Source organism: Paenibacillus motobuensis, from assembly GCF_039521865.1.
Taxonomy (GTDB): Bacteria; Bacillota; Bacilli; order Paenibacillales; family Paenibacillaceae; genus Fontibacillus; species Fontibacillus motobuensis.
In genome coordinates, this window is the sequence record NZ_BAAACX010000004.1 from 197,440 (window position 1) to 217,901 (window position 20,462).

Annotated in this window: 21 protein-coding genes and 1 pseudogene; 6 read left to right on the top strand and 16 right to left on the bottom strand. The window is 42.2% G+C overall.

Annotated elements, in window-relative coordinates; genetic code table 11:
• Positions 1-6: 6 nt before the first annotated feature.
• Positions 7-267: pseudogene (locus ABD014_RS02170) on the bottom strand (hypothetical protein); the annotation flags it as partial.
• An 80-nt stretch (positions 268-347) separates the two neighbouring features.
• On the opposite strand from ABD014_RS02170, the gene ABD014_RS02175 reads away from it, so the two are divergent.
• A complete protein-coding gene (locus tag ABD014_RS02175; protein ID WP_343856890.1) occupies positions 348-1,778 on the top strand; it encodes a S8 family serine peptidase in 1,431 nt (476 codons plus the stop codon).
• 25 nt (positions 1,779-1,803) lie between these two features.
• Here the strand turns inward: ABD014_RS02175 and ABD014_RS02180 are convergent, their stop codons facing one another.
• From ABD014_RS02180 to ABD014_RS02215, 8 genes are all read right to left on the bottom strand, one after another.
• The gene (locus ABD014_RS02180) at positions 1,804-2,601 is read right to left on the bottom strand and encodes a hypothetical protein (RefSeq protein ID WP_343856892.1); all 798 of its coding nucleotides are present in this window, start codon (positions 2,599-2,601) and stop codon (positions 1,804-1,806) included.
• 54 nt (positions 2,602-2,655) lie between these two features.
• Positions 2,656-4,449, bottom strand: a complete 1,794-nt coding sequence (locus tag ABD014_RS02185; protein WP_343856894.1) for an ABC transporter ATP-binding protein — start codon at positions 4,447-4,449, stop codon at positions 2,656-2,658.
• 28 nt (positions 4,450-4,477) lie between these two features.
• Positions 4,478-4,732, bottom strand: a complete 255-nt coding sequence (locus ABD014_RS02190; protein ID WP_343856897.1) for a hypothetical protein — start codon at positions 4,730-4,732, stop codon at positions 4,478-4,480.
• 14 nt (positions 4,733-4,746) lie between these two features.
• Positions 4,747-5,826: a TIGR04066 family peptide maturation system protein gene (locus tag ABD014_RS02195; protein WP_343856899.1), complete on the bottom strand. Its 1,080-nt coding sequence runs from the start codon at positions 5,824-5,826 to the stop codon at positions 4,747-4,749.
• A gap of 18 nt (positions 5,827-5,844) precedes the next feature.
• Entirely contained in the window at positions 5,845-7,290 is a 1,446-nt protein-coding gene (locus ABD014_RS02200) for a radical SAM/SPASM domain-containing protein (protein WP_343856901.1), read from the bottom strand.
• 74 nt (positions 7,291-7,364) lie between these two features.
• The gene (locus tag ABD014_RS02205) at positions 7,365-7,562 is read right to left on the bottom strand and encodes a CLI_3235 family bacteriocin precursor (RefSeq protein WP_343856903.1); all 198 of its coding nucleotides are present in this window, start codon (positions 7,560-7,562) and stop codon (positions 7,365-7,367) included.
• A 431-nt stretch (positions 7,563-7,993) separates the two neighbouring features.
• Entirely contained in the window at positions 7,994-8,836 is an 843-nt protein-coding gene (locus ABD014_RS02210) for an aldo/keto reductase (RefSeq protein ID WP_343856905.1), read from the bottom strand.
• Between the two features lie 150 nt (positions 8,837-8,986).
• Positions 8,987-10,189, bottom strand: a complete 1,203-nt coding sequence (locus tag ABD014_RS02215; protein WP_343856907.1) for an MFS transporter — start codon at positions 10,187-10,189, stop codon at positions 8,987-8,989.
• A 175-nt stretch (positions 10,190-10,364) separates the two neighbouring features.
• On the opposite strand from ABD014_RS02215, the gene ABD014_RS02220 reads away from it, so the two are divergent.
• The 4 genes from ABD014_RS02220 (at position 10,365) to rplD (ABD014_RS02235) (ending at position 12,072) form a co-directional block, all read left to right on the top strand.
• A complete protein-coding gene (locus ABD014_RS02220; protein WP_343856909.1) occupies positions 10,365-10,823 on the top strand; it encodes a winged helix-turn-helix transcriptional regulator in 459 nt (152 codons plus the stop codon).
• Positions 10,824-11,146: 323 nt separating this feature from the next.
• Entirely contained in the window at positions 11,147-11,410 is a 264-nt protein-coding gene (locus ABD014_RS02225; RefSeq protein ID WP_120460980.1) for a CD3324 family protein, read from the top strand.
• 210 nt (positions 11,411-11,620) lie between these two features.
• Positions 11,621-11,923: a 50S ribosomal protein L4 gene (gene rplD, locus ABD014_RS02230; RefSeq protein WP_343856914.1), complete on the top strand. Its 303-nt coding sequence runs from the start codon at positions 11,621-11,623 to the stop codon at positions 11,921-11,923.
• Entirely contained in the window at positions 11,920-12,072 is a 153-nt protein-coding gene (gene rplD / locus ABD014_RS02235; RefSeq protein WP_343856916.1) for a 50S ribosomal protein L4, read from the top strand. Before rplD (ABD014_RS02230) ends, rplD (ABD014_RS02235) begins: the two co-directional genes overlap by 4 nt.
• A 188-nt stretch (positions 12,073-12,260) precedes the next feature.
• On the opposite strand, the gene ABD014_RS02240 is transcribed toward rplD (ABD014_RS02235), so the two are convergent.
• Entirely contained in the window at positions 12,261-13,112 is an 852-nt protein-coding gene (locus tag ABD014_RS02240; protein WP_343856919.1) for a helix-turn-helix transcriptional regulator, read from the bottom strand.
• A gap of 220 nt (positions 13,113-13,332) precedes the next feature.
• Between ABD014_RS02240 and ABD014_RS02245 the strand changes: the two genes are divergently transcribed.
• Positions 13,333-15,615 carry a glycoside hydrolase family 127 protein gene (locus ABD014_RS02245; RefSeq protein ID WP_343856921.1) on the top strand — a complete coding sequence of 761 codons (2,283 nt, stop codon included), beginning with the start codon at positions 13,333-13,335 and terminating at the stop codon, positions 15,613-15,615.
• 150 nt (positions 15,616-15,765) lie between these two features.
• On the opposite strand, the gene ABD014_RS02250 is transcribed toward ABD014_RS02245, so the two are convergent.
• From ABD014_RS02250 to ABD014_RS02275, 6 genes are read right to left on the bottom strand one after another with little or no spacing between them, the layout of a single operon-like run.
• Positions 15,766-15,927, bottom strand: a complete 162-nt coding sequence (locus ABD014_RS02250; RefSeq protein WP_343857363.1) for a hypothetical protein — start codon at positions 15,925-15,927, stop codon at positions 15,766-15,768.
• Positions 15,903-16,715 (bottom strand): metallophosphoesterase, encoded by an 813-nt coding sequence (locus ABD014_RS02255; protein WP_343856923.1) that lies wholly within the window; start codon positions 16,713-16,715, stop codon positions 15,903-15,905. The genes ABD014_RS02250 and ABD014_RS02255 overlap by 25 nt, the downstream gene beginning before the upstream one ends.
• Positions 16,681-17,688 (bottom strand): ABC transporter ATP-binding protein, encoded by a 1,008-nt coding sequence (locus ABD014_RS02260; RefSeq protein WP_343856925.1) that lies wholly within the window; start codon positions 17,686-17,688, stop codon positions 16,681-16,683. The genes ABD014_RS02255 and ABD014_RS02260 overlap by 35 nt, the downstream gene beginning before the upstream one ends.
• Entirely contained in the window at positions 17,685-18,668 is a 984-nt protein-coding gene (locus ABD014_RS02265) for an ABC transporter ATP-binding protein (RefSeq protein ID WP_343856927.1), read from the bottom strand. Before ABD014_RS02265 ends, ABD014_RS02260 begins: the two co-directional genes overlap by 4 nt.
• 12 nt (positions 18,669-18,680) lie before the next feature.
• The gene (locus tag ABD014_RS02270) at positions 18,681-19,499 is read right to left on the bottom strand and encodes an ABC transporter permease (RefSeq protein ID WP_343856931.1); all 819 of its coding nucleotides are present in this window, start codon (positions 19,497-19,499) and stop codon (positions 18,681-18,683) included.
• A 5-nt stretch (positions 19,500-19,504) separates the two neighbouring features.
• On the bottom strand, positions 19,505-20,449 hold the full coding sequence (locus ABD014_RS02275; RefSeq protein WP_343856934.1) for an ABC transporter permease: 945 nt from the start codon (positions 20,447-20,449) through the stop codon (positions 19,505-19,507).
• Positions 20,450-20,462 lie beyond the last annotated feature (13 nt).

The window sequence follows — 20,462 nt, forward strand, 5'->3', positions numbered from 1 at the left end:
CGCTGGCATCTCTGCAAGATTATTTTTGCCATAGTAGGCGGTATCTGGAATAATTTCCATTGCTTGAGTTTTCGACAATAGGGAGGGCAGTTGTTTTCCATATCGCTGCTGCCGGGCGTGACTTCAACCGCTGTAATAATCCCTTCCTCCGTCATAGCTAAATGCTCTTCCATGAAATCGGGTATTTGGATCAAGGGCTGAAAGAATACCTTTTTGGAACAGCAACTGCTCATCTTCTACAATTTGTCTAGCAATTTGAAGCTTGTCTTATGTTATAATATGGAAAAAACTAAAATAGCAACTGCAACATAATGCTCAACAAATACAAAAATTGCTATGGAGATATCATGATAGTAGTAATTATTGATGATGGTGTTAATACGCAAACGACCAATAATTTAATATTCTCATTGCAAGTCGATGAGCAGGGTATGATTAATAGTTTCACTGGATATATTGATGCTCTAAGTCACGGTAGTATTTGTGCGGCTATTATTCAAAAGTATGCTCCACATGCTTTGATAGGGAGCATAAAGATACTGGATAGTGAAACCAAAAGAGGAGATTGTACTAATCTTGAAAGGGCGATCTATTGGTGTATTGACCATGATATAAAAATCATCCATTTAAGTTTAGGTACAGTATCTGTTTATGATTATCCATCTCTTTTAAAAGCGATCAATAATGCTTACGAGCATGGTATCATTATTATTTCTGCCTGTAAAAATGGGAGCCCGACCTCTTATCCGGCAGCTTTCTCCAACGTAATTGGTGTTCAATGTGATTCTACTCTTAAAAACGATGCTTACTATGCACGGGAACCAAATTATCATGGTATTGACTTCTCTGCCAGTGCAGTGCATGAAATAAAAGAACTCATTTCAACTCCCTTTGAGAGACTAACACCTATTTGTAATAGTTATGCGGCACCTGTTATTACTGCTAAAGTCTATTCTATCTTGGCAGAACATCCTTATATGACTTTTGATCAAATAAAAAAAGAATTAAATAAAACAAGTAAACTGGTTATCCCCTCTTACCACCCCATGATTTATAAGCATATAGATTGGGTGGACCATGTTAAACTGCTGGTTTTTGGGGATCCTCCAGTTTCTCCTACAAGTATGCACTACTGGAATATCAACGAAATAATATCTCTTGAATCTGATTTGGCTTTAAAGGACATACTTCTTTCCTCATTAGAAGATTTACCTTTAGCCATTAGTATTAGTAATTTCTTAGATATCAAAAAATTCACCCCCATAAAAACTTGTCCGCTGGTGTTTCTGAATAGAGTAAATGTTCAAGATTGGAAACAGTATGCTACGCGAATATTCATTCCTACTCTAATAGATGATTACGCCACGAATCAACGAATCCATAATGAACGACCTGTAGTAGCAATTCTCCAGGATACCATGCTTTCCGATTTTCCTCTTAGTGCAGTGTTGCAAGAGATGTTTAACCAAAAGGATCATTACGCTCTGTTTTTTTCTGAATATCCGATTGACATTCTTGTTGGAGCTGTATATATAGACAATACTGAATTTTACCAATATCATTGTATGAATATGGCGAAACTGTTAAACGCCGAATTACTTCTTGTACATACAACTTTAGAAAACTTACATATACTAAAACCGGATATTATCCTTTATGATAAGACCTGCAAAAACGGCCTGCTCAAAATACCAAAGGACAACACCCATATTATATTTACTGATCATCGCGACCCTACAGAGATATTCCAAATCATTTGTGATATCATTTGTGAGTAAATTACCTAAAAAACAACGAGGCTTTTTAAGCCTCGTTGTTTCCTGATTCACGCTTTTGATATAAGTTATATAGCCCATATGCGTAACTATAACCATATTCAAGTGTTGTCGTTTTTATTTGTTCTGGTAATGGAAATGAAGAAGTTAATGCCATGGTTTGCAATCCGCTTAATGGATTTTGTTTCTTCTTATCCTTTTTCATTCCAAATTTTTCTTCGGAGTCATTTTCTTGCTTGGAAGGTCCATCACAGACGGTATGATGAAATCCTATCTCACCATCTTCTGTAATAGTGACCAATTGGGACATACTTTTAACAGATTCCGGATCAATGGCCGCATTCAGTTTAATATCGTCATCAAAATACTTTTGAATCTTTGATACAATCTGTTTTGCATATTCCGGGTCCTTGTCCATTTTCTCTTGAACAGTAGGGTGAATCATGACAACATGAAGTCCCTTTTGTATTTTTTCAAGATCACGTTGTACCCAAGGTTCATATCCAGTAGCCGTTTGTGTCTGAGGTTTCCAAGCTCTTAATTCATTGATAGTACTTTTATCAATCCTGTCATCATAAAGCTTTGAAGTTGGGAAATCCAGCCGATTCCAGTATTTAAATTGAGAAGCATCCAGTACGTGATATTTCAGATCCGGATAGATTTCTTTTAGACTTTGCTCTGCGCTAACAAACGGAGTTGTTTTCTCTGGCTTTTCTGTTTTCTGTGTTGCGTTACTCAATATTTTTTGAAAATCAAAAACAGCCATCGAACTGTTATTATTGTTTTTGGAATAATTCAGCAATGCCGAAACATTCTGTACGTCCATTCATTTACCTCCTAATGAAATTTTTAGGTGATAATTTTATAGTATATTTATCGGCTAAATCACTCCACTTTTTATATCATATTTGTCAGCCTGAAGATGATATAATCTTGAGTACTCGCCATTCAAATTCATTAACTCCTTATGTGTTCCCTGTTCTATAATCCTTCCTCCCTCTAAAAAAATTATCCGGTCTGCTAAATGTACGGCAGAAAGACGATGCGAAGTATAAATGGCAGTTTTATCTGACCATAGAGTACTTATATTCTGAAACATCGTGTGTTCTGCTTCAGGATCAAGAGATGCGGAAGGTTCATCGAATATAATTACGGAACAAGAACGGTAGAGGGCACGTGCAAGGGCTATTTTTTGTCTCTGACCTCCTGATAATTCCAAACCTTTCTCACTGAAAAATTTGGTCACATAGGATTCTAACCCATCGGGTGCATGCTGAAGAATATGATCCGCCCCTGCTTGATGTAATATATTTACTACTTCTTGATCACTAATTGTTTTTTGAGAATCAGAGATTGTTACATTTTCTCGTAAGGAAAATGAATAATTTACATACTGTTGAAATAAGGTACTGAACTGTTTACGCAAACTTTCTATTTTATATTCCTGAACATCTACTCCATTTAGCAGGATATATCCTTCCGTTACGTCGTAAAAACGGAGCAATAACTTAATAATCGTACTTTTCCCAGCACCATTAGTTCCTACTAGACAAATCTTTTCTCCTGCTTGAACTGTAAAATTGAGATGCTGTAAAATATACACATCTGTATCTGGGTATTTAAAACTTACATCTCGAAATTCTATTGATACAGGCCCTACGAGATCTTTATCTCCCTTATCTAGAATACGATTGTGATACTGGTTAAATCGCTGTAAAGTATCAATTTTGAGTTTGTCTCCATATATAGACATCCCCGTTTGAATGACCAGATACAGCCCACCTGTCAATTGAGTTAACAACCCAGTATATAAGGTATAGTCCCCAATGGTCCGTAGCCCCGATAAAATATCCCTTGAAAGGGAAACCAGGATAAAAACTGAAACAAACTCAGGTAATAAATTCAAGAATACGGTTATTACGGTTTTACCCTTTAGTACTTTTCTTTTCCCATTAAAATGCAAACTCCAAATAGTTTTGTATTTATTCATCAGCAAATCCTTCAAATGAAATAGCCTGATGTCACTCGAGAATGTTTTTTCACCCGATATCCATCGAATATAATCCATTTGCCGTTCCTTTGGCGTCTGCTCCAAACTCCACATGTACAATAATCTAGTGTATTTTTGATTAGCAATGACTGTTGGTAAAATGGTTACAGTAACGACAATGGCAAACAAGATGCTCTCTTTCGAAAATAGCACCCAAGAGCTCACCAAAGCTACCCATGCCCCAATAAACTGAAACACATTCCAAGCAACACTATTTAAGGCATACACATCTCGTTCTACTGCATGAAGGATATTTTGATATTTCGGACTATCGAAATATTCCATATCCATCCCAAGCTTCTTGTGCATTAATTCTACATTTATATAATTCTGAAGTAAGTTTTCTTGCATGGTCTGTGTATATTCATGGATTTTAGATAAAATAGCCGTGGTTAGATTAACGCCCCCAAGAAGGATTAGAATTAGTAAGAAATTCGAGTTCTGGCTCTCGAAAGAAAGAGAGAGGGTGTCAATCAATTTTTTTGTTAATAGGATTGTAATGAAAGGAAGTAAAGCATTGACAATTTGTATCATTACATTGAAAATTGTATAACCCTTTGCGGCAATCCAGCAGATATGTAAAGAATATTTAATGGCATGGACAAAACCTGTAGTATCCTTCATAAACATCGCCATATCATTTTTTTATTGATCATACAACGTATGAACTAGTTAAACGGTTAATTTCACGAAGCAGGGCATTATACGTTACCAGTTTCATTTCATCGATCAATTCATTCGGGATGCATATATCGAATAATTTTTCTACTTCTAATAACAACATCACGAAATGTCTCGCTTTCATATTAATCGGTTCTTCAAAGAATAAAGTGTCTTTAAGATTTTTCGGAAAAGGATAGCAAAATAATTGAAGGAATAAATTATCTAATTTCTGATCATTATCCATAAATTTTCACCTCTTTAGACTGTTCTGTAATTTCCAAACATCTGTAAAGTATTGATAAGATGCTTGCACAAAGACTCACCAGTACCATCGAAATGATTAAAGTAATAATTTTGTGGTAAATCAGTAGGCCTTTTCTCGGATTCATAAAACCTAAGAGTAGCCGTTGAAACACTGGTAACATCCAATATACTGTTGGACACTACAAAAGCGTTAATATCAATTTCAAACTTGCTCCTTACTATTTCCTGCATCTTATCCGCAAAGGTATTATCATAAAAATTATGGAATAATTTCATAACGGCATAATCACAATGAACAGCATTAGAAATGAGATAAGGAAATATTCCAAAATTCCCGTTATGCTTTTCATCCAGTGGCATCATTTCACCTGGCAGGCCTATCACAATGATGTCTGGTTTCTCTTCTAATTCTATTCTTCTTATGAAATGGTTGAAAAAGAAAACCTTGTCCGTATCGGAATACTGCTTCTCATACATGAAACTTGGGAAGGAAAGGAACTCTTCAGCATCTGTTTCATTTTTCCGGGTAAGAATCGTTTTTACCTTATATCCGGCTTTTTGTATGCCTTTATGCAGATATAAAATGGTATCCAGTTTTTCGGTATGCTCAAACATACCGAAAACAAAAACTATAGGAGTTTGAATACGTAGAATATTTGGGGTAAAATCGTGTGAACAAACGACCTGTTCTTGACTATCCAGAAGGTTGCCGTACGTTTTACATAGTTGAGAGCATAAAACATATTCCTCATGGGTTAGGGAGCGAGTGATTCGGATAGATTTCCTTTCTTTTGCCGCTTGCTCAATAATAGGTAAAATCGAGTGTGAAAAATCAATTTCACCATTCGAATTAACAATCCATATGGCGTCAAATTCTGAAAAATCATTACATTCCCTGATATCCTTTACGGTTATTGTTCTATTACCTGGTATATTTATGGTTTTATTGACATAAAACCAGCCCTTAGGAGCATAGCATGTTACACTAGATTTCTGTTCTAATAAATCCGAATATTTCAGAAAGGGCAAATATTCTCCATCAACTGGATAAATCATTAATTTTTCCTTTTTCATGTCTCGTTACTCCTTTCATTAAATTTTTACATTTTCATATTTCTCAAACTCGCACCCGTACCCCTGTAACACAATATAATCTTTCATCATTTCCTCTACACTGGCTCTTACTCGATTACACTCACTAAGACGTTTTTCTTTGGATATCTCAGTGACACCATCTGCAAAAGCAACACATTGGGTACAAAAATGAAAAGCCCAACATTTGGAGCATTCTTCTTTGGTCGTCTGTCCGACATTCAGAATTCTTTTGGCTGAGATAAAATCGAATCCATTCTCTAGGTTTCCCATTTGCATAATAGGGGAGGTCTCACTTACTCTTTCGCAGGGATACAAATTTCCCTCTACATCTACAAACAGTTTGTGCTGTCCAGGTACACAAGGACCGCCTGGATGTATTTTTTTCTGATTCATATCCACCGCGGTGCGATGGCAGAAATTATTTGCTAGCTGATTAGCATAGGACTCCGCCAATTTTGAAGTCATTTCTAGCGGGATGCGGCCTATTCCGTATAAAAAAACTTTGACCTTTTCGTATTCGTTAACAACATCATTCTTTTTACATGGGGGCAGAGGTTGATCTTTTAAATTGGTGTCATTTGCTGACGTCAGTTGATAGGTGAATAGATTGACACGTTTGTCTTCTTTAAAAAAACGAACGACACTCTCCAAATCAGCATCATTTGATAAAACAGTACTGATGATAAACTTATCAGTGGGGATATCTGGAATAGACTCCAACATGTCTTGAATGTTTCTCATAACAGTTTCGAAGCTACCCTGCCCGTTAACATGTACTCGATTTAAATCATGAATGGCTTGAGGCCCATCTATACTAAGGGATATGGTGAAGTTATGATCCAGGAGATATTTCACAATCTTTGAATGAAGAAGGGTTGCATTGGTTGTGATGTTAAATTGCAAGTTCTTGGTTGGAAATAATTTATAACTATAGTCTACACACTTCTGAATTAAATCAAATTCTAGTAAAGGTTCTCCTCCATAGAAACCTATTAGTACATCTTTATCACTTTCGCCGTTATGTTCATATAGAAGATCCAGTGCCTTTCTGGCAGTATCCCAATCCATCCGCTTATTGTTATGTACTCTATTAACATAGCTGCCGGAAAAAACACAATATTTACATCTTAGATTACAGTTTTGCGTCACCTGTAAACAGATACGAGAGAGTTCATGCTCCAAAATATTCTCGAGCTGATCGGTCATCATATGTTCGATTTCCACATCTGGTTGTCCTTGCAACAGCTTTGCATCCAGCATATCTTTTAATATATTTGCATTTTCTTGATGAAGCCAAGGCACTGGAGATGTATCATCCAAAAAAGCATTTAGATAGTTATAAATATCTTGATTGGTTTCTAAAATCTTGTTTGTATTAACATCATATATATAAAACCCATTCGCCACTGTAAATAATTTGATAAATGGTTTTTGCTTTAACATACCGTTCGCCCCATTTCTCAGCATATATTTAAGAGCTGCCAAGAGGCTTAGCAGCTCTTAAACTATCTTATTTCTTAACTGCCGATTCCAAGTGCAGTATACTGCATATTATACGAAGTACTGCTTGATGTGGTCAGTGCATTTTTGTGTGTAGCGGATGCCGTAGTTTTACAAGTACATTGTGATGAAGAGCAAGGACAACTACCACAAGAGCAGGCATAGGCCATTAATGTACCTTTTGCACCGGCGACCTTTTTACCCAATTTTTTCATGGAAAGTTCCTCCTTTCTTGTTTTTTCATTTATCCAAATGAATAAATGAATTTATAATTACTATAAAACTCAGTAGGAATTTTATAGCAATTCTCGTTAATCATGTATTAAATAATCAATATAGTATTTTATGACAATTTCATCAAACCATAGGTGTATTATTTTGTAAATACATGTTTTTACATCCATTCCCTTATTATTTGAATAAACTTTGACACTTTTATTTATTTGCTTTTATATTAAAAAAAACACTACAAATTATTAGAAATTCATTGCTCTATACAAGATGATGACGGCGTTATGCCTAGGTGCTTTTGTTTCCCATTTTGCGGCCGATGTCATTAATGTATCGCTGCTATTAACGTTTCAAAATTCCGACTATGTAAAAAAGCCCATGAATTGTCTCAAAGACAAAGTCATGGGCTAGTTCATTAGAAATCGAAGTTGTCCGGGTCAGGACCCACACGGCGGTCTTCGTTAAGGCTGTCGATCCGATCCATATCTTCAGGGGACAGTTCAAAATCAAACAGAGATGCATTCTCAACGATTCGGTGCTCTTTCGTTGATTTAGGAATAGTGACAACACCATGCTGTAGATCCCAACGAAGAATGACCTGTGCGATGGATTTGCCATATTTGTCCGCAATCTCTTTCAGCAGCGGATGACCCAGCAACTCTCCCTGCATCAATGGAGACCATGCCTCCAACTGAATGTTGTGCTTCTTCGTGAAGTCTCGCAGCTCTTTCTGGTTCAGCAACGGATGGAATTCAACTTGGTTGACCACAGGAATGATTTCTGCATCTTTCATTAAATCTTCAAGGTGATGAATTTGGAAGTTGCTGACGCCGATAGCTTTGACACGGCCATCTTTATACAGCTTCTCCATCGCTCTCCAAGCATCTTTATACTTGCCTGCTACTGGCCAGTGGATTAGATAGAGATCCAGATAGTCAAGGCCCAGCTTCTTAAGGCTTGTCTCGTAGGCAGCGAGTGTCGACTCATAACCGAGGTCAGCGTTCCACACTTTCGAAGTAACGAAGAGGTCTTCCCTTTTCAGTCCGGTCTCTGCCAGCGCTTCACGAATCCCCTGACCAACACTCGTCTCATTGGCGTATACCGCAGCGGTGTCAATACTCCGGTAGCCTTGTTTAACGGCAGCTTTCACCGCTTCGACGAGCTCAGTTCCTTCCTCCACTTTAAAGACACCAAGGCCCATCCAAGGCATCTCAATACCATTATTTAATCGTGTTCTACTTTGTACATTCTGAGTCATTATAAATTCCCCCTAATTATATATAATTTGATAATAAAATCACATAGTTCATTCGAACACATCTTGTCTATTCGGTTATCATAACCGAATGTTATTGAACTTATTTGAATTAGATCCGATAGTTAGAAAGGCATGATGGTTGTCCAAAGATCAGTTTTCTTGAGCAGCGGACGCCATATCCTTTCGCTCCAAAGATCGGCTCCACAAGGTTAGCAGCACGGCGGCCGCGACCATGATCGATCCAATCCAGGCGGTATGAACCAGACCAAGATGCTCAGTAACAATCCCGCCCAGATAAGCACCAAGTGCGATGCCGGCGTTGAAGGCGGCGATGTTAACTGATGAAGCGACGTCAACCGCTTTGGGGGCAAAACGTTCCGCTAACATTACGACATAGACCTGCAATCCTGGCACGTTCATGAAAGCTAGAAGTCCCATGCAGAAGATCGTGATTAGTCCGGCCACCTTAAATGGTGCCGTGAATGTGAGAAGAAGCAAAATGACCGCCTGAATCAAGAACATATATAGCAAAGCAGTTAATGGTTTGCGGTTGGCCGCTTTGCCTCCGATCACATTGCCGATGGCAATGGCAATGCCATAGAGCAGCAGAATCAGGGCTACGGTAGATTCTTTAAAACCGGTAACGTCATGTAACAGCGGCGATAGGTAGGTAAAGACCACGAAAGTCCCTCCATACCCCAGCGCAGTAATGAGAAAGGCAAGCAGCAACCTGCCATTGGTAACAATTTTCATCTGGTCTCGGATCGGTGTCCGGACGCCTTTACGAAGATTGTTTGGGACCAGAATCAAATTGGCAATCAAAGCGATAATACCGACGATCACGATAGCTATAAACGCAGCCCTCCAGCCCAGCTGTTGGCCAATAAATGTACCTAGTGGAACACCGGTGACGGTCGCTACCGTGAGACCGGAGAACATGATGGATATGGCACTTGCTCTGCGGTCCTCAGCAACCAAATCGGCTGCAATCGTAGACCCGATAGACATAAACACGCCATGGGACAAAGCAGATATAATGCGTGCTGTCAGCAGCATGCCGATTTCGGTGGATACGGCCGCCAGGCTGTTGCCAATAATAAACACTAGCATGATGCCAATTAGCAGAATCTTTCGCGGTACACCCGACGTGATAGAAGTCAGGATCGGTGCCCCAAAAGTGACACCCAATGCATATAACGTAACGGTTAATCCTGCGAGGGTTACCGAAATGTGCAGGTCATTAGCGATCAGGGGTAGCAGCCCTACACTGATAAATTCAGTGGTACCGATCGCAAACGCGCTGATCGCTAAAGCTAACAAGGCAAAGGTTGCGCGTTTTTTATCTAGAGACATGATTTATTTCCACTCCTATATTTTTCTATAGATTTATTAAACTAAAGATTAAGCTGCAGGATAGTAATACCGGCCGGTAAGTGCTATTATGTACCCATCGAAGTATTTTGAACAGTACGTACTTTTTAGTACTATAGGTACCAAAAAGTGCCCATGGATTTGAGGAGGCATCATTATGGAAAAAAAGAAATACAACATATCGGTTGAAGCTACACTAGAGGTAATCGGAGGTAAATGGAAGTGCGTGATCCTATGCCATTTAACGCATGGCAAGAAGCGGACAAGTGATTTGCGGAGGCTGATGCCGTCCATCACCCAAAAGATGCTTACACAGCAACTCAGAGAGCTGGAGGAGGATGGCATTGTAAACCGATTGGTATATCATCAGGTCCCGCCCAAAGTGGAATATGAGCTGACTGAGTACGGCTGGAGCTTGAAACCGATTCTCGACTCACTCTGCATGTGGGGAGAGACTCATATTATTAAAGAGTACGGTGACAAATTTGCTGTATTGGAAGATAATATCCTCAACAACAAGGACATCGGCCTCGCGACCGAAGTAGATCAATCTTCAAAGGAAAAGGAACCATCCTATCCTAAACATAAAGAAGGGAATGCTACTATTGGAAGCTAGGCTTGCTTGAGTTGAATTGAGAAATTGGCTGTCAACAACGGAGTCTGCCGCTTGGTAAATAGGATTCTGCTTATTTTATTGGGAGGTTGAAATAAATGTTTGAAGTTGTACATGTTCATGTGAACCGTTCATTGTCCATAGGGACGGTTCACGATCAAACTAAAAAAGGAGAATGAAGTATGTCTCGTAAGCACATTACAATCCCCCATGTTCAATTCCATGCAAAGACAGATATTTGGTGATATTTGCATGGAATAACATCATCACCAATCATGCTGGCTTTGCTACTTGAGATATTAAATTTATTCAAGGAGTGAGTCTACATGAGGTATATCAACGCTAATGACATTCTCCCAAAAGAATTGGTTGAAAAATTGCAAGATTTCATACAAGGTGAATACATCTACATTCCGGCGATCAAAGATCAACATAAAAATTGGGGAGAATTATCCGGTTTTCGTAAAGAGATTGATAGGAGAAATAGTGAAATAATACAAGCATATAATTCTGGTAATTCGATTCAGGAACTTGCAGAATCTTACTGCCTTTCTGTTTATGCTATCAGAAAAATAATTTATAACAAATAAAAACGCTGCGCTTAGAAGATGATCCCTGTTCTCACAGGGACCATCTTTTTTTGTCTCCTGACGCAAAAAGAAAAAGAAATATATATGTGTTCTTAGAGGTTATACCAAACATTACAGAACCGTTTTGTATATAGTTTCTGTGATTTCTATCTGTTACTTTTATAACTAGGTGCTCTTCAAAATGTAGCAGGACAAACGGAGGTTAAAATAATGGATGCTATTGTAAATATACAAAGAAGATTAAAAATTGATAAATCTAGAGCAGGTTCGATTCGTATGCCTCATTGGCGTGGTGGAGGAGTTGTGTTTGCTCCTAAACCTCGCGACTATAGCTACAAACTCAATAAAAAGGTTAAGCGACTCGCTATAAAATCTGCATTATCTAGCAAAGTACAGAACAAAGAGTTCATTATCATCGACGAAATCAAGCTAGAAAATTACAGGACAAAGTCTATAGTAGCAATGCTTAATTCTCTTGGGGCAGATAAAAAGGTGTTAATTGTTCACCTTTGATCAATAACTTTGTTATAAAAAGCGCCAATAACATTCCTGGTGTAGAAACCACCGTAGCTGATTCCATTAATGTATACAATGTTCTGAATTGTGATAAATTAATTATCGCTAAGGAAGCTGTGAATATAATTACAGAAATGTACTCTTAACATTTATAACCCGTAAAATGCCTTGTAAAACCAAGGATTTTGCGGGTTTTTTTTCTTGCCTATATTAATAGTTTAGCAGACGTCCATTATCGTTCATCAAACCGGTTTTGCAGCTTAGGCCAAAAAAACAGATTTCAACTGGCGATACACTCCTCTGTTACGTACCGATCTGTGGAGATAAAGACCCCTTATTTGTAATAAAGCAGACGGTTCGCATACGCATTGCGATAATCCGTAGGCGTCAATCCCGTTATTTTCTTGAAGCTTTTCATAAATTGATGACTGTCCGGATATCCAAGCTGCATTGCAATCTCGTTCACGCTTTGATTCGTATCGGTTAACAGCGACTTGGCCGCCTCCATTTTCTCCTGCAAAATATACTGTTTTAAGGAAATACCCGCGATTTTGGTAAATAAAGATGACAAATACTTCGCATTGTATCCGAAATCCTCCGCAAGACGGGCGACTCTCAGGTTCTCATATTTATGCCATTGAATGTAATCGGCAATGTCGTTGTATAGCTGCTGCTGCTTCAGCTTCTGACCCGTCTGCTTCCGGACGACAAATAGCTGGTTGAACAACTCGCATAGAATCGTCGTGGCCATATAGTTGCTCAGCGTCTGTTCCCTGTAACTGCGAACCGAATCCTGCAGTTGCTTCATCAGCACGATCAGCTTATCTGAGCTGCGCACCGTACCTGTTTCGGGAATGACGACAAGACAGGGTTCATAGGCGTAATCGGCCAGATCGCGCAAAACTTCGAAATCGTCTTGAACCGTAAAATGGAGCCAATAAAAGCTGCAATCGGACGACCGGTATCCATATTGGTACATACCCGGAGACATTAGCAGGAAATCCCCTTCACGGAGTTCATAATGATCCCGGTCGTTTGCGATATACAAGCTGCCTTGCGTCGGAATAAACAGTTCGAAATCCATTAACGTCCGCTGTATATGCATCCATTCCGGGGACGGAGCGGTGAATTTGCCAGCCATGTTCATCGTCAGTGGCCTTTCTACCTTAAATTGATAGAATTCCATCAAGCCCTCCTATACCTTTCAAACTTTTTAACACTTCATTGAAACCAGAATAACAGAATCAAAGCTTATAAAACCATGATTTTTTATCAAAAAATCCGCTTCGCTTACATTCATTCGCTTAAGAGCTAACCTTTTGACACCAATTCTAACTTTCCGCCATTTACGCGTAAATCACGTATGGACTAAGCTAGTCATAGTCTTGCAAGAAAGGATGGCTGTGATGGAAATGATGGGAACCTCACTCGGAAACAAGGTACTAAAAGACTTTCCCCTCGATAAAGTGGCTTTGAGAAGCGATTATTATGTGAACGCATTTGAAAAAGAAATCATTTATTTAAAAAGATTCGAGGCTGACCGCCTGCTAGCGGGATTTCGCGAAACCGCCGGACTTGTACCGAAAGCCGATAAATATCCTGGCTGGGAGGATACGGAGATCCGCGGACATACGCTCGGCCATTATTTAACCGCGTGTGCACAAGCCTATGCCCAAAGCAAAGATCAAGAACTGCTCGCCAATCTGGAATATATCGTCTCGGAATTGGCGGAATGCCAACATCAAGACGGATACCTCTCCGCTTTTCCGGAAGTCCTGTTCGACAACGTCGAAAACCAGAAACCCGCCTGGGTTCCCTGGTACACGATGCATAAAATTATCGCAGGTCTGATTGCCGTTTATCAGTCTACAGGCCTGATAACCGCCTATGACATCGTTGATAAACTAGGCCACTGGGCAGCGGAACGCACCTCCAAATGGACGGCCGAAATCCAGGCCACCGTACTCCAGGTAGAATATGGCGGAATGAACGATTGTCTGTATGATCTGTATAAATTGACGGGAAACCGGAGGCATTTGGATGCAGCCCACTGCTTTGACGAGATTCGATTGTTCGAAGCGATCCGCGAAGGCAGGGAAGTTCTACAGGGCAAACATGCAAATACGATAATTCCGAAATTTATCGGGGCGTTAAACCGGTATTTGACGCTTGGCGAGAGCGAAGCTGCGTATCTGGAAGCCGCCGTCAAGTTCTGGGACTCCGTCGTGTACCACCACAGCTACATTACAGGCGGAAACAGCGAGTCCGAACATTTTGGAAAACCGGATGTTCTTAACGGCAAACGATCCGATATTACCTGCGAAACCTGTAACAGCTATAACATGCTGAAACTGACGAGAGAGCTGTTCAAGCTTACCGGCAGCGTAAAATATGCAGATTTTTATGAAAAGAACCATATCAACTCTATTCTTTCGTCCCAAAATCCGGAGACGGGAATGACGATGTATTTTCAGCCGATGGCAACCGGCTATTTCAAGGTTTACAGTTCTCCGTTCGGGCATTTTTGGTGCTGTACGGGGACTGGCATGGAGAATTTTACGAAATTGAACGACAGCATTTATTTTCATCAAGACAAGCAGCTATATATCAATCAATATGTCAGCTCCAGGCTGGATTGGTTGGAACAACATATCCAAATGACGCAAACTGCCAGACTACCAGAGAGCGAGTGGGTTGAATTTCGGGTTGAAACCGATGGGCAGCAAGATCAAAACATATCGATCTGTCTGCGCGTGCCTCACTGGGCTGCCGGCGATATGGAAGTCTTCATCAATGGCGAAAGCTTGGATCCCGTTGTCAAAGAGCGTTATGCGATCATCACGCGGAAGTGGAACAACAACGATACGATTCAGGTGCGGATTCCAATGAAAATTACTTACTCCTGCTTGCCTGATGCACCTCATGTCGCCGCTTTCCAATACGGCCCCGTCGTGCTCAGCGCCGCTCTCGGCAAGGAGGATATGACCGAATCGCGGACCGGCGTCATCGTAAGCGTCCCAACCAAACGGATGCCGGTCAAGGATTATTTGATTCCGCAGAGCATGAGTGCCAGGGACTGGTTTGAACGATTGGACGAACACTTGATCCGCAAGCAGGATGAACTCGTCTTCGAGCTTAAAAATACGGATGAAGACGAGCGACTGGTCTTTACGCCCCATTACATGCAGCATTGGGAACGATACGGGATCTACTGGAGCATCCTTGAAGCGGATTCGGAGGAATTACGTGAACATTTGGAGCAGAGTCGGCATCTGCAGCAGATTAGAGAAGCGACGATCGATAGCGTGCAGGTAGGAAACGACCAGTATGAACTTAAGCATCATATTCAAGGAGAGCTGACGCATGCCGGAACCTGGGAAGGGTTAAACGGAAGAAGGGCCGAAGCAGGCGGATGGTTCAGCTATGACATGAACGTGCTGCCAGGACGGAAGAATGCGCTGCACGTTACTTTTTCCCGGCTCTATCATGGTGGTGCCATGGAGATCTGGGTGGATGGGCAGCTTCTCTCCACCGAGCATTTTTCTCAGCAACCAGCACGAAACTTTTACGAAAAAAGATTCGATCTTCCATCCCAATGTATGCCATATCAGGATTTCGTTCGCATCAAATTCGTTTCCCAAGGTTCGATCAACGGAGTTTATGGCGTACTCCGAACGATTAAGGTTTGATTGCAATGAACTTATTTTTTCATCCGCAAGTCCTGTTAGCATATAAAATGAGTGATGACTTTTATGGAAACCGAAAAAAGATGACCCCTTTCCAGTTTCGATGGGTCATCTTTTCTGGTCCCCGGAAGCAGCCAGTTTTTTCATTCATTATCAAGCTTTGATTCCTCTTCGTTCGTAGTGTAGTCCGGCTCCGGAATGCCAAAATTCCGTCCCGTCCTCGTTCCAGGTAAACGTCTGAGCTCTTGTATGCCGGTTCGGATCGTACAGCGGATCACCCGTAGTGTCTCTTAGATCGAAATGATCTGCAAGCAATCCTGAACTTCCTTCAGCGCTTCCGTCGTTCTCCATTCTTTGCGATAACCGAGACAAGCGCAGATCATCTCCGTCTCCTGTTCCTTCATTCGCTTGCGATAATGAACATGCCCCATTATCCCGTAGCGCACCTTGTATTTATGATACAGTTCAGCATACTCATTACTCCCAAGAAAAGCATTAAAATACTGCCACTGCGGGTGATCGACAGGCGCCTTAAAATAAGGGTGGGTGAGCATATGGGTAACCAGAATGATATTTTGGCCCTGATGGCGCTCCAATTCCTGCTCTAAATGGCGATAGAAGTAGCGATGAATCTCCTGATTACTCATGTTCCACTTTACGTAAATGCTGTCCTGCCAGGTGCGGTCCATAGCATGCATTTTCTCGAAATCGGCGAAACTGTATTTGGGCTCGCCTATTGTATAGTCGTACCAGCCGGAATTGCCGATAACGACCCAATCGTCATCAAGCTGGATTGGATTCTGACTCAAACAGCCTTCATAAGACTGATATTGTCTGTAAATCTCCCAAGTATCGGTTATACCGTTATCCTTACTCCAATAATCATGGTTACCCGGTACGAACAGAACTGGAATGCCTGATTCAGCCTTCAGTCTTCTCAGTACAGCCATGCTTCGGTTCACATCATTAGAGATATCTCCGGCAATGATCAGATGCTGCAATTCACTTGCAGCAACGACCTCGAGCAATACCTCCTCAATCAACGGCTGCCCGGATGCTTCGTTTAGATCAACATGCAGATCCGATATGACTCCTATTCTCATGAACTGCTTCCTCCTCATATAAATGACAACTAACGTGATGACCGGCTTCCTGACTGCGTAGTACAGGGGTAGAGTGACGGCACTGCTCCACAGCCAAAGGACATCTGGGATGGAAAGCACAACCGGGCGGCGGAGAAATGGGATTAGGAACATCTCCAGACAATACGATACGTTCCTTCTGGCGACTTCCTACTTGAGGGATCGACGAAAATAATGCGCGTGTATAAGGATGCAGCGGCTCGCCGCCTGCCTCCACATCGAAAATCTCTACCATTTCTCCCAAATACATCACACCTACTCGATCACTCATGTATTGAACCACATTCAGGTCATGTGAGATGAACAGATAAGTCAGGCCACGCACCCGCTGCAGCTCCTTCAGCAGATTCAGGATTTGCGACTGAACGGAAACATCGAGCGCCGAAACCGCCTCATCTATAACGATAAATTTAGGGTTTAGAACTAGAGCCGAAGCAATCCCGACCCGTTGTCTTTGGCCACCGCTAAGCTCATGAGGATATCGCTGAAGGTGGCTATGATCCAATCCAACCTGTTCCAGCACTTCTCCCACGATTTTTTGCCGTTCAGCCCTGCTGCCGATTTTATGGATGATGAGCGGCTCTTCCAGCAGCCAGCCGATTTTTTTCTTCGGATTAAGCGAAGAATAGGGGTCTTGGAAGACGATTTGCAGCTCCTTGCGCAGCGCCTTCATCTCATGCTTGGACAGATTGGTAATATCTCTGCCAGCAAAATGGATCTGCCCACCCGTGTGCTGCACTAAATGAACGAGCATTTGCCCTGTCGTTGATTTCCCGCAGCCACTCTCCCCAACTAGTCCAAACGTTTCACCTTCTCTAATGTCAAAAGAAACACCATTTACCGCCCTTACGTACCTCTTCTCTTCCAGCAGTCCCTGTCTCGCTACCTCATAGTGCTTCGATAAATCCTTGACCCGGAGTAGAGGCTGTGTCATAAGGCTTCACCTGCCCCAGAATAAAGATGGCAGCGAACTTGATGCTGCTCGGCTACTTGCTCTAGTTGCGGCACATGCTCCCTGCATTCCGGCATCGCGTGCGCACAACGCCCAGCAAAAGGACAACCGCCAGGCCGTTCCGTAATCGGCGGAACCCTGCCAGGTATCGTGTACAGTGGCTGTCCCCGCTTGCCGATATCAGGAATACATTGCAGCAAGCCGCGGGTATACGGGTGCTTCGGTTCCTCTAATATGCGCTGCACCGGTGCGTCCTCAACGATATACCCGGCGTACATGACCAGAACCCGATCGCATACCTCGCGAATCACCCCCAAATCATGAGAGATAAAGATCATCGCTGTACCCATTGTTTCATTAATATCACGTAGCAGCTGGAGAATCTGAGCCTGTATCGTAACATCCAGTGCCGTCGTGGGTTCATCAGCGATCAACAGCCGCGGATTGCAAATCAACGCCATGGCAATCATCACTCGCTGCCGCATTCCTCCGGAGAGCTGATGAGGGTAGTCATTATACAACTGCTTAACTCGGGATAGACCAACCTTGGTCATCAATTCGAGCGCCCGTTCTTTGGCCTCCTTCTTTGTAACAGCGGAATGTATGAATAGCGTCTCGGCAATTTGCTTGCCGATCGGCACTAGCGGATTTAATGCGGTCATGGGGTCTTGAAAGATCATGGAGACTTGTTTCCCCCTGATTTCGCACCAGGCCTCCGGGGTTAAGCCGCTTACCTCCAGCCCATCCATAACAATTTGGCCTTTTGTCATCTTTGCCGTACCCGGCAGCAAGCCCATCACGGATAATGAAGTCAGGCTTTTGCCACAGCCAGATTCACCTACAATGCCAACCACTTCCTTCTCTCCTACCTGAAAGGAGATATCCTGCAATGCCGGATAGCTCTTCCCATTAACGGAAAAAGCAACCTCTACATTCTCCAAGGCCAATATAGCTGGATTCATGATGTCCACCCCCTAGCTCTTCCTGTCATAAAAATCACGAAGCCCATCACCCAATAAATTGAAACCCAGAACCATGATCGTAATGATCACACCTGTAATAAGAACATACCAAGGAGCATTGATCATAAAAGGCTGCGCTTCGTTCAACATTCTGCCCCAGCTTGGGTCAGGTGGCTGTACGCCTAATCCCAGATAGCTCAGCCCGGCCTCGGCCAGGATGGAGCCTGAGAACCTCAGTGAGGTGGCAACAATCAGGGACGAAGCAATATTAGGTAAAATATGATGCCAGATGACTCGCAGCGGCCCTGCCCCTTTGGCTATTGTCGCCTTGACGAAATCAAACTCCTTATACTGAATAAAACCGCTGCGGGCAATCCGCGAGAAGGAAGGAATACTCATGATGCCCAAGGCAATGATTGTATTGTTAAGTCCCGGTCCAAATACCGAAACGAGCATGATGGCCAGCAAAATGCCCGGAAAAGCCAGCATCGCGTCCATCAAACGCATAATCACTTCGTCCAGCCAGCCTCCGAAATAGCCGGAGATTGCGCCGATCAGCACACCCAAGGATAATCCGATCAGTACAGAACTTAGCCCTATAAGGAAAGCGGTCTGTGAGCCTTTCATAATTCGGCTAAAGATATCCCGCCCAAAATTATCGGTCCCGAATAAATGGGTCAACTGGGGATGCGATAACCGTATGACGGAATCCATATCGTTCGGGCCATAAGGAGTATAGAACAAACTGATCAGCATCATCAGCAATAACAGGGCAATGAGCGAACTACCGATAAGGAGCGGCTTGCTTTTAGTTAACTGCTTCCAATTCATAGCTTTCACCTTTTCAACCGGATCCGGGGATCGATGACTTTATAGAGTATGTCGACGATAAAATTAATACTGACAACAATCACGGCAATATACATCACCATCGTTTGTACCAGCGGCAGATCTCGCGCCCCGATGGAGCTGACCAGCAAATTTCCAATACCCGGGAGCGCAAATACATTTTCAACTACAATACTGCCTCCCAACGTATCGGCAATCAATAAACCGACAATGGTGATGACAGGTATCAGTCCGTTTCGCAAAATATGGTGGTACATGATTCCTTTCTCATGCAGACCTTTGCTTCTAGCCGTCCGTACATAATCCATACGCGATTGATCCAGCAGCGTATTTCTTAAATAACGGATCACCACCGCGAAGCCGGGAATAGCGAGAGCGAGAGAGGGCAAGAACAACGACCTGATGGCACCAAGCGGATTTGTGCTCCATGAAGTATATCCATAGGTCGGGAACAATTTGAACGTGACCGAGAATAATAAGATTAGAATAAAAGCCAGCCAAAATGAAGGCACCGATACGCCTAACTGCGTAAATAACGACAGGAGCAAGGATGATAACTTGCCGTCTCTTCTGGCAATATAAATCCCCAGGGGGAGCCCTAGACCCAGGGTCAGCCCCAGGGAGAATAAAGCCAAGGATAAGGTAACCGGCAGACGCTCCAGTAACAGGTCGGATACCGGTCTGTGATATCGTACCGAGGTGCCGAAGTCACCAGATAAGGTATCTTTAATCCACATCAAATAACGTTCTCCAACCGGTCGGTCAAGTCCCATTGCTTCGTGCAACGCAGCAATTTGCTGCGGGTCTGCATCCACACCGAGAATAATCTGCGCCGGGTCTCCGGGAAGAACTTGAAATACCAGAAACGTAATGACGGACACAAGCACCAGGGTCGATATAAAGGTGATCAGCTTACGAATATAAAATCTCAAGACATTCCCCTAC

Coding starts and splice junctions, on each gene's coding strand:
- ABD014_RS02240 (WP_343856919.1), bottom strand. CDS start 13,112: ATGGAATTCTATCAATTTAAGGTAGAAAGGCCACTGACGATGAACATG.
- ABD014_RS02190 (WP_343856897.1), bottom strand. CDS start 4,732: ATGGATAATGATCAGAAATTAGATAATTTATTCCTTCAATTATTTTGC.
- ABD014_RS02195 (WP_343856899.1), bottom strand. CDS start 5,826: ATGAAAAAGGAAAAATTAATGATTTATCCAGTTGATGGAGAATATTTG.
- ABD014_RS02270 (WP_343856931.1), bottom strand. CDS start 19,499: ATGAATTGGAAGCAGTTAACTAAAAGCAAGCCGCTCCTTATCGGTAGT.
- ABD014_RS02245 (WP_343856921.1), top strand. CDS start 13,333: ATGGAAATGATGGGAACCTCACTCGGAAACAAGGTACTAAAAGACTTT.
- ABD014_RS02220 (WP_343856909.1), top strand. CDS start 10,365: ATGGAAAAAAAGAAATACAACATATCGGTTGAAGCTACACTAGAGGTA.
- ABD014_RS02260 (WP_343856925.1), bottom strand. CDS start 17,688: ATGACACAGCCTCTACTCCGGGTCAAGGATTTATCGAAGCACTATGAG.
- ABD014_RS02180 (WP_343856892.1), bottom strand. CDS start 2,601: ATGGACGTACAGAATGTTTCGGCATTGCTGAATTATTCCAAAAACAAT.
- ABD014_RS02215 (WP_343856907.1), bottom strand. CDS start 10,189: ATGTCTCTAGATAAAAAACGCGCAACCTTTGCCTTGTTAGCTTTAGCG.
- ABD014_RS02225 (WP_120460980.1), top strand. CDS start 11,147: ATGAGGTATATCAACGCTAATGACATTCTCCCAAAAGAATTGGTTGAA.
- rplD (WP_343856914.1), top strand. CDS start 11,621: ATGGATGCTATTGTAAATATACAAAGAAGATTAAAAATTGATAAATCT.
- ABD014_RS02255 (WP_343856923.1), bottom strand. CDS start 16,715: ATGAGAATAGGAGTCATATCGGATCTGCATGTTGATCTAAACGAAGCA.
- ABD014_RS02200 (WP_343856901.1), bottom strand. CDS start 7,290: ATGTTAAAGCAAAAACCATTTATCAAATTATTTACAGTGGCGAATGGG.
- ABD014_RS02210 (WP_343856905.1), bottom strand. CDS start 8,836: ATGACTCAGAATGTACAAAGTAGAACACGATTAAATAATGGTATTGAG.
- ABD014_RS02265 (WP_343856927.1), bottom strand. CDS start 18,668: ATGAATCCAGCTATATTGGCCTTGGAGAATGTAGAGGTTGCTTTTTCC.
- ABD014_RS02205 (WP_343856903.1), bottom strand. CDS start 7,562: ATGAAAAAATTGGGTAAAAAGGTCGCCGGTGCAAAAGGTACATTAATG.
- ABD014_RS02185 (WP_343856894.1), bottom strand. CDS start 4,449: ATGAAGGATACTACAGGTTTTGTCCATGCCATTAAATATTCTTTACAT.
- ABD014_RS02175 (WP_343856890.1), top strand. CDS start 348: ATGATAGTAGTAATTATTGATGATGGTGTTAATACGCAAACGACCAAT.